10 protein-coding genes are annotated in these 14,050 nt (G+C 41.3%); 3 read left to right on the forward strand and 7 right to left on the reverse strand.

Annotated elements, in window-relative coordinates; translation table 11 throughout:
- Positions 1-148: 148 nt before the first annotated feature.
- Positions 149-1,000, reverse strand: a complete 852-nt coding sequence (locus tag FW757_RS05665) for a LysR family transcriptional regulator (RefSeq protein WP_182761131.1) — start codon at positions 998-1,000, stop codon at positions 149-151.
- Positions 1,001-1,129: 129 nt separating this feature from the next.
- On the opposite strand from FW757_RS05665, the gene FW757_RS05670 reads away from it, so the two are divergent.
- The gene (locus FW757_RS05670) at positions 1,130-1,801 is read left to right on the forward strand and encodes an FMN-dependent NADH-azoreductase (protein ID WP_182717303.1); all 672 of its coding nucleotides are present in this window, start codon (positions 1,130-1,132) and stop codon (positions 1,799-1,801) included.
- A gap of 6 nt (positions 1,802-1,807) precedes the next feature.
- Here FW757_RS05670 and FW757_RS05675 read toward each other — a convergent pair whose 3' ends face one another.
- The 5 genes from FW757_RS05675 to FW757_RS05695 form a co-directional block, all read right to left on the reverse strand.
- Positions 1,808-1,993, reverse strand: coding sequence for a hypothetical protein (locus FW757_RS05675; protein WP_182739330.1), 186 nt, complete (start codon positions 1,991-1,993; stop codon positions 1,808-1,810).
- A gap of 76 nt (positions 1,994-2,069) precedes the next feature.
- On the reverse strand, positions 2,070-2,222 hold the full coding sequence (locus FW757_RS05680) for a hypothetical protein (protein ID WP_182739331.1): 153 nt from the start codon (positions 2,220-2,222) through the stop codon (positions 2,070-2,072).
- A 168-nt stretch (positions 2,223-2,390) separates the two neighbouring features.
- A complete protein-coding gene (locus tag FW757_RS05685; RefSeq protein ID WP_446440966.1) occupies positions 2,391-5,258 on the reverse strand; it encodes a TonB-dependent receptor in 2,868 nt (955 codons plus the stop codon).
- Positions 5,259-5,356: 98 nt separating this feature from the next.
- The gene (locus FW757_RS05690) at positions 5,357-6,232 is read right to left on the reverse strand and encodes a FecR family protein (RefSeq protein ID WP_446440967.1); all 876 of its coding nucleotides are present in this window, start codon (positions 6,230-6,232) and stop codon (positions 5,357-5,359) included.
- Positions 6,233-6,292: 60 nt separating this feature from the next.
- Positions 6,293-6,835, reverse strand: coding sequence for an RNA polymerase sigma factor (locus FW757_RS05695; protein ID WP_182717308.1), 543 nt, complete (start codon positions 6,833-6,835; stop codon positions 6,293-6,295).
- A gap of 212 nt (positions 6,836-7,047) precedes the next feature.
- Between FW757_RS05695 and FW757_RS05700 the strand changes: the two genes are divergently transcribed.
- The gene (locus tag FW757_RS05700; RefSeq protein WP_259399177.1) at positions 7,048-9,816 is read left to right on the forward strand and encodes a TonB-dependent receptor; all 2,769 of its coding nucleotides are present in this window, start codon (positions 7,048-7,050) and stop codon (positions 9,814-9,816) included.
- Positions 9,817-9,895: 79 nt separating this feature from the next.
- The gene (locus FW757_RS05705; RefSeq protein ID WP_446440968.1) at positions 9,896-11,722 is read left to right on the forward strand and encodes a metallophosphoesterase; all 1,827 of its coding nucleotides are present in this window, start codon (positions 9,896-9,898) and stop codon (positions 11,720-11,722) included.
- Positions 11,723-11,810: 88 nt separating this feature from the next.
- Here FW757_RS05705 and katG read toward each other — a convergent pair whose 3' ends face one another.
- On the reverse strand, positions 11,811-13,988 hold the full coding sequence (katG, locus tag FW757_RS05710) for a catalase/peroxidase HPI (RefSeq protein WP_182784039.1): 2,178 nt from the start codon (positions 13,986-13,988) through the stop codon (positions 11,811-11,813).
- Between the last annotated feature and the right edge of the window lie 62 nt (positions 13,989-14,050).

Below are 14,050 nucleotides of genomic sequence, written 5' to 3' on the forward strand. Positions count from 1 at the left end.
CCCAGGGGAGCAAATATTGACTTCAGACATAATATTTATTGACTGACCCTTTATCCTTATTTTGCCTATTAGACAAAGTCTAAAGCAATAAGATAAATCAGTAACCCCCTACTTTTAGCTATTACTTAATTTGATTTATAACTAGCATTTATAAATTCAACAGCCCTTCTACCCATTCTAAAACTAGGCGTGTATCTCGGGTTTGAAAACGCTGTTTATTGGGTATGTAATAACAAAACTCAGATTCAACTGCTTGAGTATTAAAGTTTTTAAGTAACTCGGTGTTTAATAATCGTTGTACTAGCGTGGTTGAACAAAATACCAGTCCTGAGCCTGCCATAGCTTCTTGAATGCCAAATAGCTCTTGGTCGAAGGTTTTAATAATAAACAAAGCAGGATCTAAGTTGTTTTGAGTAAGCCATTGTTTAATTGGAGGCTCACTTAGCGCGTTGTTTTTCCATTTTGTGGTATAGAGCGTAACAGGGCCATTTTGCCATGGGATATCGGCGGCTTTGTATGAGCCAAACAGGTTAAAATGTTCGGTTTTTATAATGTCATCTGCGTTTATATTGCGCTGCTGGCCAAAGCGAATGGGTAATGTGTGCAATTGTTTGTCAATGGCTTCACTGGTTGATATATCTACCTCAAGATTGGGCTGACTTTTTGATAATTCCTGCAATGCGGGTATTAAGCGCAGGGCGGCCAGTGACGAGGTGGTGGTTATTTTAACTGTTGCCCCTGTGGCTTGCACAGTTGCCAGTGCTTGGTCGATGCGGTTAAAGCCGTCACTTGTGGCCGCACTTAAATATTCACCAGTGGGAGTGAGAGTGATCTTTCTTACTTGGCGGTAAAATAAATCCACATTTAAACGGCTTTCAAGATTATTTATATGGTGTGAAATCGCTGTTGGCGTGAGTGAGAGTTCATCAGCGGCGGCTTTAAAGCTGCCTAAACGCGCTGCAGCTTCAAAGGCTTTAAGCGCTTGTAGTGATACTTGCATAAGTGATATTGGCAAATAATAAAATTGACTATAGATGAGTATAACTTATTTATAGCTGAGGTTAACTCGTTTGTGAAAAGCCTCTGTTAGTTGGATGATGACCGCACAATTACTAACAGGATAAACAGCATGACCACCCTACTACACATTGATGCAAGCATCAGAGCCGTTAAAAATGACAATCCAGATCACGATTCAATCTCTAAAAATATAGCTAAGCGTTTTATAGAGAGCGTTACTCAGCAGCAAAGCATAGATGAGTATATTTATCGTGATGTAGGTGTGAATCCGCCGCCTTTTATTACCCAAGACTGGATAGGTGCGGTATTTACTCCTGATGATAAAAAGACTAATGAGCAAAAGCAGTTACTGGCGTTGTCAGACTTACTCATTGCAGAAATTGCTGGTGCTGACATTATTGTGATTTCCTCGCCTATGTATAACTATGGTATGCCAGCGCAGCTGAAAGCCTGGTTTGATCTAGTTGTTAGGATCAACAAAACTTTTGATTTTGATCTGGCCCGTGGAAACTTTCCGCTGCTGCCTTTACTTGGCGGTAAGACTTTGGTTGTGATCACCTCAAGCGGTGAGTTTGGTTTTGAGCAAGGTGGTATTCGTGAGCATATGAGCCATTTAGTGCCGCACTTACGTACGTTGAGCAAATATTTAGGCGTGAGCACAATTCATGAAATTGCCTGTGAGTATCAAGAGTTTGCCGATACTCGTCATCAACAATCACTAGAAAATGCTTACAGTCGAGCTAAAGAGCTTGCGCTGCATCTCAGTTATGTTGCTGCTTGAAAGCTCTTATTTAACGGCTTCCTGAAACTGCGCTAAGTCTAGCTTTGTTACGGCTATGTCTTCTTTGTTAACTGCGTAGCTTATAAATAAGCTTTTTTGCCAAAGATAACTTTTTGGGTAGCTGTAACCAATGCGTTTGTATTTACCTTGATACTGCATGGTCGGTAGAGTTTGTTGGTCACGAAAAGTCATAACCACGTTGTTTGCTTTATTGATAAACCAGCTAGGCTCTAGCTCATCGCTAACATATTTACTAAAAGGCCGGTTGTTAGGCTTTTAAATCCTGTTCAATAACGCCTTTTAGTGACGTGCCTGCTTTATTTAATACCGATTTAAACTCACCCCAATTTATGCCACCTTCACTTTGGCTATATAAAACATGTGTATTTGGGCCATCTTCGTCTTTTTTTGAGGATTGCATGAGGTAATTATCGTTATGTATCATTTCGATACTAGCAAGCCATTAACTCAGCGGCTACTGGGTTTGCATAAGCTAGCTTTAAACATTAGTTGCTTGTATTATTTTTACTCAAAACGTAATGGGGGTTTACAAAAGCGATCTTTGTTTACGTGTGGTAAATTCAAAAACTTATATTCTTAATGACAAGCTAACTACCACGCGGCGGCCAAATTCTTCAGCTTTGAGTAATGAACTGGCGCCGTCAGTTTTTGCTGTACGGGTGAGTGTTTCATTGGTGGCATTAAATAAATCTAAGCGCAGGCTGGCATTGGCTGAGTAAAACCAGCTAAAGCTTAAATCTGTGCTGGTGTAGCCTTCAACATAACTATTGGCATTATTACTAATGTCGTGTTGCTCCAAAAAGTCACTACGGTAATTAATATTAAATGCAGCTTGCCATTTATCATCACTGACCAAAAAGCGCAGGTTACCTGTCCAGTCAGAGACTCCTGCAACTTTTAAGTGATTGCCAGCTAAGGTGCTTACATCAGCTTTGTTTATATGGGTGATGCTTGCTGATAATTGGCTTTGTAAGAACCACTGGCTATATTGCGGTAATTGCCACTGGCTACTTGCTTGTAAGCCATTGACTTGAGCTTGGCCATCGTTAGTACGTTGCAAAGAGTTGTAATGCTGGCCTTGATAATTAAAGCTTGCTGCTTGCTCAACAATAAAGTTATTCATGTGCTGATTAAAGCCCAGCAATTGTGCGCTGACGCTTGGTTGTTGCCAGTTAACGGAGAGGGTACTAGTGTTGGCTATAACCGGTTGCAAATTGGGGTTACCAAGCTCTGCATAAGGTAGACCTCCTGAGTTTACATGCAGCTTTGGGTTTAAATCTGAGTAATTCGGCCGATTTAAAGAGCGGCTAAAGCCTGCCCGCCATTGCCAAAATTGCGAAGGCTGCCATTTTAAATTAACTGACGGTAACCAAGTGCTATCATTATTGCTGCTATTGATGGGCGCTAATTCCCCTGTTGTTGCATGCTGTGAGCCTTTTGTTTCACTTAATGTATTGCTGTATCGCAAGCCTGTACTTAACGTTACTTGCTCAAATTGCCACTTTGAAGAGATGTATCCTTCCTTTGATACAAACCTTACTTTGTAACTATTTAATCGGTCACTATCGCTCATTTCAGCGAACGATAAATCAATATCATAAAGTTGAAAAAGGTCACTTTTTGGGATTAGCCAAGGCTGTACATCTGCGTTGATAAACTCAGCTGAAAATTTATTAGTGATTGGTTCAAGCCAACGACCATCTAAATTAGGTAGTTGCTCTAAAGCCGAGGGCGATAAACTTATATCTTTGCGGGTGTAGTCATAATTTTGAGTTGAATGTAAAAAGCCGATATCCAGCGCTTGTAAGCCCCAATAATTTTCACGACTCCAATGACTATCAATGCCCCACTCGTCCACTTCATTAAGCACATTAATAGTGCGTTTGCTCATTTGATTAATATGTGAGTAGCTACTTACCAACCCTAGGTTGCCTGCAAAATTAAAGCTATCAACCGATTTATTTTGTAAAACTACGTTTGCCTGCATAGGCGAAATAGCCCCATGAACGCGAGAGATAGGTTCTTTGGTTTTACTGTTTGCTTTACTGCTACTGTAAAATGGCGAAAGCGTTAAGGGTAAATGCGCACTTGGTTGCCAGTTAGCATCAACTTGTATGGTTTGGTTGGCATAATATAAGTTGGATTCTTCACGGCTAGTTTTGGCATTTACATCGTTAAACACAAATTGGTTTAAGCTATTATTTTCATCGTTAACCTGTGCTTGAGCTGACTGACTTTGTGGGTTAATTGAAATACGGTGCTCATCAAACGAAAAGTCAGTATCTGATCTAAACCACAGAGTATTAAGCTTTAAACGCTCAGTAGCTTGCCAGGCTAAAGCGCCATAATATGTTGCGCGAGTGCGATCTTCGTTTTCTATGGTCAGTGCTAAGCCATCTGTAGGCACCAAGATGTTTTTATTAATATCAGGCCATTGGTAAGGCTGCGGTGCGCCGCCATTTTCTCCCCAGTGCCAGGTTTCAAACTGAAACTGACGTTGCAGACGGTTTTCATAGTTCATTTTTACCATCACAGCTAAGTCACCATCTGCTGTTTTGGCATTGCCTGTTAATCCAAAGCTTGGTTGAAGGTTTTGTTCACCTTCAAGCGCAGCGGTGGTGAGCATAACTTGTAGGTTATTGTCTTGATAAGCAAGGGGGTCATCGCTGAGCAAGTTAACTGTAGCGCCTACTGCACCACTAGGAAGGCTTGAGTTTGTGGTTTTATACACCGCGATATTTGAAAATAACCCTGCGCTAAATATATCAAAGCGATGTTGTTGCCCATATTGGTTTGAATTTCGAACGTTTTCGGTATTTGCAAGGCGATGACCATTAAATAGCGTTAATTGATACTCAGCACCCAATCCCATCGCATTAATATTGAGGGCTTCACCGCGATCGCGGGTAATGCTTATGCCGGGTACTGCTTGTAGTGCCTCGGCAAGATTTTCAGCTGGCAGTTGATTGAGCATTGCGCCTATTGCTATTTCGCTTTGCCCTACATAGTTACTCTTTATTTGTTGGGCGTAGTTAATTGCTTGTTGGTAATTGTGGTTATAGGCATCACCATTGGATGGTGTAGGTAATGACTCGGTTACTGTTACTTCTTCAATCACCTGCGTATTGTTAGTTTCGAGTATTGATATTGCCGTTGCTGGTACTGATGTTGCGGTTTGAAAAATAACGATGCCAGAAGCGGTTTTTTGCCAGCTTAATTGCCTAGGAGTCAGCCATAAATCAAGAGTTTGCTCAAGTGTGGTTTGAGTACTGGGCTCAACGGTTATGCCTGCTAGTAATGAGGTGTTGTATATTATCGCAGTGGAAAACCGTTTAGATAGGTCAGTTAATTGCTCTATTAAACTGGCCGTTGCGGCATCTGCTGCAATAGAAAAAATCGAGAGTGCTACACATAAAAAACTGCTTATACGTAACATCTATGAACGGCCTTGCTACTTCATTAATAAAACGACAGTGTGCAGAATATAAATGAACAATTTATGACAATGCCAGCAACTGCAGAAATATGCTCAAACTAGTTTGTTGGCGACAATACAATACTGTCGTCAAAGCGATTAACCTCAAGCTGGTTTAATTGCGCGATTAAAGATGCCGCGCCAACGACATCGGTTGTTTTAAAACGACCGCTGACTCGTAAGTTAGCATCCACATTACTCAGAACTAATGGTTTGTCGGTATAGCGATTAAGTTGAAAAATAGCATCATTAATGGTGACATTTTCTAAATCAAGCCAGCCAAGTTGCCAATCAGGCTGCTGTGCTTTAAATGTACTTACAATAATATGATTATTATGAACGCGAGCTCGCTGCCCTTTTATTAATTCTACTCGCTGTGCGTTATCTGGTGTGGTTACCGCCACCTTGCCATGAAACACATCAATTGTGGTTTCGCGTAGGGTTTTATCGATATTAAAAGCGGTGCCTAATACGCTTATTGTTGCGTTACCCGTATCGATAGTAAATGGGCGCTGTTCATCACGTTTTACTGAAAAATAAGCTTCGCCTTTACTCAGGGTTGCTTGTCTGGCTTTATCGTTTTCATTAAATTGCAAATTAGTGTGTGTATTTAATGCAACTTCAGAGCCATCTGACAAAGTAATATCAGTGGCTTCAGTGGCAAAATAATGTTGTGCAGCAACGAGCGAAGAAGCTTCAGGGGTTACCTCTGAGCTTAATTGCATAACGCCAACCACGGCCACAATAATACTGGCTGCAAGCGCACTTCCCCACAACCAAAAAGGCTTTTCTTGGCTAGGTTCTGCCTGTGTTGGCTGATTCACTTGTGTTTGTGAGTCTAATTTTTGTAATGCTGCAATGAGTGCGGCATCTTGCCAAATCGCTTGCTTAAGTGGATCTTTATTTTCATCGTCATGTTTGGATGAGGTGACCATGTTATTTCTCTATCTATCTCTATTATTGATATAACGACTTAACGTTCATTAAGGGGACACTTAGTCGGCAATAAATTCGCTGATTGCGTCTTTGAGCATATCCATCGCGCGGGAAATATGCTTTTTTACCGCTTCTTCTGAGAACCCTAAGCTTTGCGCTATTTGTTGGCGGCTTTCGCCATGTAACCGCCTTCGAGTAAACACATCACGACGTAGCGCAGGCATTTGTGTGAGTACCTGTTGATATAAACGCAGTCGTTGCTCATGGTCGAGTAAGTTTTCAAGGGAAAGCTCTGTACTTAATGGCTCATGCTCTAGGCACTCGGGATATTTACTTTGCTCTTTGTGATGGTCAATCACTAAATGATGTGCCATCCGATAACCATACGCTAGTGGGTTATCAATATGATCGGTACATTCTATTTTTAATGCTTTGAGCAACAATTTTTGAAATAAATCGTCCGCATCGGCTTGTTCACCAACCGCCCGACGAAAGAAACTTTTTAATGCATCTTGATTCGCAATAAAACATTTAACCAATGGTCGATGAGATTGACTTTGCTTGCTTGCAAGCGATAGAGGCGGTTGTGTTTGCGATATCATTTTATTGTATTTACAGCATTTTCCTTTAATTAGGCGCCATACTAGAGCAAAAAAGTGGATATTGATGTGATCATTTGATGACATTTTTATGAGCGCGCTGTCGCAAAACCGACATAAAAACTTCATCAAATAAATACGTCCCCTATTAAATTTTTGCACCGTCATTAGAAGTGAAATCAATTTAAAGTCGTAATACATACAACAGGACCAACATGATGACTAAGCGAATTTTTACTCTATCACCGTTAGCATTAGCACTTAGCTCGTTATTTGTAGCACCAAGCTATGCACAAGAAACTGAAAAAGAAGATCAAGCGATGGAGCAAATCGTCGTAACCGGTAGTTATATTAAAAGCTTAGAGCAAGCGATTGATTTAAAACGTAGTAATATTGGCTTTTCTGATTCGATAGTCGCTTCAGATATTGCGGATTTTCCTGAGCAAAACTTAGCCGAAGCGCTACAGCGTATGCCAGGGGTGACTATTGAGCGTAATAAGGGCTTAGGTCAAAAGGTGAATGTACGTAGTTTACCGAGTGAATTTACGTTCGTATCAATCAATAATCTTGCTACGGCATCGGGCAGTGGCGGACGTGATGTTGAATTTGATATGTTTGCCTCTGAAATTATTCAAAGTGTTACTGTAAAAAAATCATCAACGGCTGCGGATGAAGAAGGCGGTATTGCAGGTTCAGTCGCAATCACAACAGCAAGACCATTTGATTATGACGGCCGTAAGTTAGTGGCATCGGTCGAAGGGGCTTATAACGAAATATCAGAAAAATCAGATCCTAAACTAACCTTTTTAGCCAGTGATATATTTGGTGATTGGGGGGCACTTGCCTCGTTTGCATTCTCTCAACGGACTAATCGTACTGATAGTAACTCAGGGATCGATTTTCGCCCCCTTTCTCGATTTTTAGAAAAGAAAGGCTCATCGCAATGGCAATCTGACCAAGCTGCGGACGTATTAGAGCGTGATACCGGTATAACAATTAATGATCGCTTTGATAGTGATGAAACAAGCCGCGTGGTGTTTTTAAATAAAGTAGGCGATCGTTCATACTTAACAGAGCAAGAAAAATGGGGTGCAACACTATCATTACAATATAAACCTAGCAGCGAATTTAGCTTAACCTTTGATGGCTTACTGGGTAATTTTGATGATCATGAAGACGAATATGATGCATCCGCTTATGCCGCATCAAGTGTTAGCTCTTTAGAACGCATTAATCAATATGATAGCTCTACGCTAGGTGATTACGGTATCACTGTTCTAACCGACGTTGACTATGCGGCTACTCAACACGAATTTTTAAGTAAAGAACACAGTAGTGATACTGACTACCAACAATTTAGCATTGCAATGGACTGGGTTGTAGGTGACTGGGATATATACGGTTTAGTGGGTTATAGTGGCGCAGATAAAACAACCGAATCCACTAATTTAAAACATACAGCCTATCGTGCAACACGTTCACGTTATACCAGCACAGGCGCAGAAACTATACCAAGTAATAATCCTGATACATTTGATATGTATAACTCACCTGAGGCTTATTTATTTGACTATAACGAAGTTAATCTTGAAGCAATCTCAGATGATAAATATGCTGCTCAATTGGATTTCTCTCGCCAATTTAGCTTAGATTCCTTCCCTGCGTTAACCAAGTTGCAGTTTGGGGCGCGGTATACCGACAAATCAAAAGAGCGTAATTATGGTACTAACCGAGCAACAGGTCCATCAGTAGGTGATACCTCTTGGGTAGGCACGCGTACGTTAGCTGACAGTGAACTAACTAATATTTCAGATTTGGTTAATGGTGGCGAGTATCTATCTGACGTACCGTCTAAACAAGGTTGGAGTCAAATTTCTAATCGTTATGCTCGTAACCAACTTAGATATGAAGGCTTTGGTGTTGATTTCGAACCAGACCAATATTATCAAGTAGAAGAAAAAACCACGGCTATTTATGCAATGGCTGATTTTGCTTTTGATATTGGCGATATGCCCGCAACCTTGAATACCGGTGTGCGTTATATTGATACTAAAGTTGATTCATCAGGTTATCACCAAGTACAAAATGATGATGGCTCAACATCTTATACGTCAACACCAGTCTCTAAAAGTGGTGGTTACACTGAAGTACTGCCAAGTATTAACTTTACCCTTGAGCTTAATAATGACTTAGTTTTACGTGCTGCGGCATCACAAACGCTTATGCGTCCATCATTAACGGATATCGCTTATAAACGTACAGTGAGCTTAAGTGAGTTTAAATATCGCGATGGTAACCCTGATTTAAAACCAACCTATGCTGATCAATGGGAACTGGGCTTGGAGTGGTATTTAGAAGATGGCGGCTTATTAGCGGTTTCTTACTTTGAAAAAGAAATTGAAGGCGTCGTACGTGAATCACTCACTGGTGTTGTTAATGGCGTAACTAAGTACAATGATAATGGTACTGTTGACGGTGTTTATGATTTTGATGTTTATCAAAAAGTGAATGCCGAAGGCTCGTATGATGTTAGTGGAGTTGAGTTTATTGCACAAATTCCATTTGCTCGTTTTAGTAGCATGTTAGAAGGTTTTGGTGTCAATGCTAACTACACGACATTAAATAACTCCATAACGGGTGCATCTGACTTAGGTATCCCTACCCCGCCAGAGGGGCTTGCAGATGAAACCTACAACCTGACTTTTTATTATGAAAATGAAAGCTTTGATGCGCGTATTTCATATAACTATAAAGACAAATACGTAGAGTACATTGAGCGTGATATGTATCCAGTTTATCGTGATGCGTATGGTCAAACAGATGTCTCATTTGGTTACAGCATTAATGATTCAGTAAAATTCACATTAGAGGGCATTAATATTACCGATGAAGCGACTAAAGGATATACATTAGATCCAGCTTTCCCATCAATGTATGAGTTCTCTGGAAGACGCTTTGCATTAGGTGTTCGCGCAATATTTTAATATATTATAAAGCTAATAACCGGAAGCATTTTGCTTCCGGTTTTTTTGTTTAAAGTGTTCCAGTCACAGGATATTTAAAATGAAGTTTCTCATTTCATTGCTCATTTTTTTGAGCAGTACACCGCTTTTTGCTGCGCCGGCTACAAACACCCAAATAGCCTTTGTTCCCGACATTCACTTTCACGATATTTATGGGGACTTTTCTGATGCGGGGTTTGCGGGCATACCAGTCGATAAAGCAAAGGATGCGGTGAGCATTCGCAGCATGCAGGCGCAAATTCATTCAACTCGCTTATTTAATGAAAACTACTTTGCGTTAATCGCCACCCTTGATGATATTGCCGCTAAAGGCGTAAAGCTAGTTGCCCTGCCTGGGGATTTTACTGATGATGGCCAACCTGTGCATCTTAATGGTTTAAAAACGATACTAGACGATTATGCAAAAAAGTACGGTATGCGTTTTTTTGCTATTCCAGGTAATCATGATCCGGTTCGGCCATTTAAAACCGCCGGCGGAAAATCAGACTTTTTGGGTTCTAAAGGCCAGCAAATTGGTATTTATTCAACCGATCATCCTCGTTGTGAACATGTAGCTAAAGATAATCACTCATTAGTATGCAGCGATAAAATCGCGCATGCTGGTTATCAAGAGCTTGTAGAGATAATGGCACCATTTGGTTTGCAGCCAGATAACCGCGATTTGCTGTGGGAAACACCATTTGGCAAGCAGGCGTTGCTCACTGATCGCAGTTATACCCAATGCGCGCAGAATGACCAATCACGTTGTAAGCAAGTACCCGATACCAGCTATTTAGTTGAACCTGTTGCAGGACTTTGGTTATTGGCTATTGATGCGAACGTGTATGTTCCTGAGTTTAAAAATGGCACGTTAGTGTTTCAAGGATCTGGCAATGCGGGTTATAACAAAGTATTGACTGAAAAACCTTATTTGATGAAATGGATCACCAATGTTGTTAAACGCGCGAAAGAGCAACATAAAACCTTAGTTGCGTTTAGTCATTTTCCGATGGGGGAGTTTTACGATGGCCAAACGCAGTCGATTAAATCTTTGTTTGGTGAGTCTGCATTTCAGCTAGCTCGAGAGCCTGAACTTAATACCCGTAAGTTGTTAGCAGAAACAGGTTTAAAGCTGCATATTGGTGGCCATATGCACATGAATGACACTGCAATTATTGAAACTGAGCATAATACATTATTTAATATACAAGCCCCTTCGATAGCGGCTTATCGGCCTGCTTACAAATTAGTTACTCTCAATAACCAACTCGCTAAAGTCGATACAATAACGATTGATGATGTGCCTCATTTTGATACGTTATTTAGCGCTTACCAAACAGAGCATGACTATTTACAAAAGAATGCGCCTGCACAAGTATGGGATAAACGTATTTTAACGGCTAAGAACTATCAAAGTTTTAGTAAGCAACACTTACAAGCATTGGCGAGGTGGCGATTTATCCCTCGTGAGTGGCCCGCGGACTTTCGCGATAAAGTACAGAAAATGTCGTTATTAGAGGTTATTTCCTTACTGAGTGATGACAGTGGGCTATCAAAAGTACAACAGCAACAATTGCAGACTAAAACAGTGCTGGATTTTATTGCTGATTTTTATTTAGTGCGTAATGCCGGCTCACTGGCTTTCGCTGATATAAGTGAGTCCACACAACAGACTTACCAAACTATGAGAGAATTATTAAATAGCACGGCTGAATGTAAAAATAAATTGGCTAGAAAAAGTAATAATGACGGGACTCTTTGTCAGCTAAAAATAGCACTTACGCAAGCTTTCTCTATTTATAGTAATCTTAGCAATGCGCTACCTGAGCAATGTCTAATCATTGATATGTCAAAAAAGACATCACTGCATGACTGCAAAGATAATTAAGTAATTCTGTTATCAAGTTAAACAAGCATAAAAAAGCGCGAGAATATTAACTCTCGCGCTTAAGTTATAAACTGTTTTTTTGCTCTAATTAAATATCAAAGCGGTCTGCGTTCATTACTTTCACCCATGCATTAACGAAGTCTTGTACAAAGCGCTGTTTGTTATCGTCTTGCGCATAAAATTCAGCAAGGGCTCGTAAAATAGAGTTAGAGCCAAACACTAAATCTACGCGGGTCGCGGTCCATTTTGTATTACCGGAGCTGCGCTCAACAATGTTATACGTGCTTTTACTTGCCGGTTCCCAGCGATAGTTCATATCGGTTAGGTTAACAAAAAAATCATTGCTTAATGTGCCTACATTATCGGTGAATACACCATGCTGGCTGCCACTGTGGTTAGTGCCTAGTACACGCATCCCACCAAGTAGTACTGTCATTTCAGGGGCTGTTAACCCCATCAGTTGTGCTCGCTCTAAAAGTAGCTCCTCGGCTGAAACAGCATAATCTTTTTTCTGCCAGTTTCTAAAGCCATCATGAATTGGTTCTAATACATCAAACGACTCTGCATCGGTCATGTCGTCGCTCGCATCGCCGCGACCTGCTGCAAATGGTACGGTGATATCGACACCCGCAGCTTTTGCTGCCTGCTCAACGGCTGCTGTACCGCCAAGTACAATTAAGTCCGCTAAACTCACCGGTTTGCTTAAACTTGCTTGTACTGTTTCAAGGGCCGTTAACACCTTAGCAAGTTTTTCAGGCTCGTTACCTTGCCAATCTTTTTGCGGGTTTAAGCGAATGCGTGCACCGTTGGCACCACCACGGTGATCAGAGCCACGATAAGTACGGGCGCTATCCCATGCAGTGCTGATCAAGTCACTGGCGCTAATGCCTGCATTTAGCAGTTTGTCTTTAAGTTCGCTAATTTCAGCATCAGATAATGTGTAATCTACGCTTGGGATGGGATCTTGCCAGATCAAATCTTCGCTTGGTATATCTGCACCTAAATAGCGAGATTTAGGGCCTAAGTCACGGTGAGTGAGTTTAAACCAAGCCCGTGCAAACACATCAGTGAAATAGTCAAAATCATTATAAAAACGTTCAATAATTTTGCGATAGCTTGGGTCCATCTTCATTGCCATATCGGCATCGGTCATAATCGGGTTTAAGCGAATTGATGGATCTTCAACATCAACAGGTTTATCTTCCTCTTTAATGTTTACCGGTTCCCATTGGTTTGCACCCGCTGGACTTTTGGTAAGCTCCCATTCGTAATTTAACAGTAGATAGCAATAACCGTTATCCCATTTAGTTGGGTGAGTTGTCCACGCACCTTCAATGCCTGATGTCATAGTATCGCGGCCTATCCCGCGCGTTTTATGGTTGTTCCAACCTAGGCCTTGCTCAAATACATCTGCGGCTTCAGGCTCTGGGCTAAGATTCTCTTCGCTGCCATTGCCATGGGTTTTACCCACCGTATGGCCGCCCACCGTGAGCGCTGCTGTTTCTTCGTCATCCATCGCCATGCGAGCAAAAGTTTCGCGTACTTGTGCCGCAGTTTTGAGTGGATCTGGTTGGCCGTTTACGCCTTCTGGATTAACATAAATTAACCCCATTTGCACTGCAGCTAACGGGTTTTCCATGGTGTCTGGTTTTGCTACGTTGTCGTAACGTTCATCACTTGGCGCAAGCCATTGCTTCTCCGCGCCCCAATAGACGTCTTTTTCTGGATGCCAAATGTCTTCACGCCCGCCGGCAAAACCAAAGGTTTTTAAACCCATTGATTCATAAGCCATATTGCCGGCTAAAATAATTAAATCGCCCCACGATAACTTATTACCGTATTTTTTCTTGATAGGCCAAAGTAAGCGACGTGCTTTATCAAGGTTAGCGTTATCAGGCCATGAGTTCAAAGGAGCAAAGCGTTGGTTACCTGTACCGCCACCACCACGGCCATCAGCTAAACGGTATGATCCTGCTGAGTGCCACGCCATACGGATCATCAAGCCACCATAATGACCCCAATCGGCAGGCCACCAATCTTGGCTTTGTGTCATCAGATTTTTTAAATCGGTTTTAACGGCTTCAAGATCTAATTTTTTAAATTCTTCAGCGTAATTAAAGTCATCGCCATAGGGATTAGGTTTAGTATCGTGTTGATGAAGAATGTCTAAATTTAAGGCCTTTGGCCACCAATCAGTATTGGAATTAGACGATTGTGTATTGCTACCATGCATGATTGGGCATTTACCCGCACCTGAATTGCTCATTTTTAGCTCCTTTATCGGAATATAAAACTCGGTCTATAAATCGCTATGTTGAAAAGCTTAGT

The sequence above is a fragment of the Pseudoalteromonas sp. 1181_04 genome (assembly GCF_052850545.1).

Excerpts from the sequence above, each read along its gene's own strand:
- FW757_RS05665 (WP_182761131.1), bottom strand. The coding sequence starts at position 1,000 with ATGCAAGTATCACTACAAGCGCTTAAAGCCTTTGAAGCTGCAGCGCGT.
- FW757_RS05670 (WP_182717303.1), top strand. The coding sequence starts at position 1,130 with ATGACCACCCTACTACACATTGATGCAAGCATCAGAGCCGTTAAAAAT.
- FW757_RS05675 (WP_182739330.1), bottom strand. The coding sequence starts at position 1,993 with ATGACTTTTCGTGACCAACAAACTCTACCGACCATGCAGTATCAAGGT.
- FW757_RS05680 (WP_182739331.1), bottom strand. The coding sequence starts at position 2,222 with ATGCAATCCTCAAAAAAAGACGAAGATGGCCCAAATACACATGTTTTA.
- FW757_RS05685 (WP_446440966.1), bottom strand. The coding sequence starts at position 5,258 with ATGTTACGTATAAGCAGTTTTTTATGTGTAGCACTCTCGATTTTTTCT.
- FW757_RS05690 (WP_446440967.1), bottom strand. The coding sequence starts at position 6,232 with ATGGTCACCTCATCCAAACATGACGATGAAAATAAAGATCCACTTAAG.
- FW757_RS05695 (WP_182717308.1), bottom strand. The coding sequence starts at position 6,835 with ATGATATCGCAAACACAACCGCCTCTATCGCTTGCAAGCAAGCAAAGT.
- FW757_RS05700 (WP_259399177.1), top strand. The coding sequence starts at position 7,048 with ATGATGACTAAGCGAATTTTTACTCTATCACCGTTAGCATTAGCACTT.
- FW757_RS05705 (WP_446440968.1), top strand. The coding sequence starts at position 9,896 with ATGAAGTTTCTCATTTCATTGCTCATTTTTTTGAGCAGTACACCGCTT.
- katG (WP_182784039.1), bottom strand. The coding sequence starts at position 13,988 with ATGAGCAATTCAGGTGCGGGTAAATGCCCAATCATGCATGGTAGCAAT.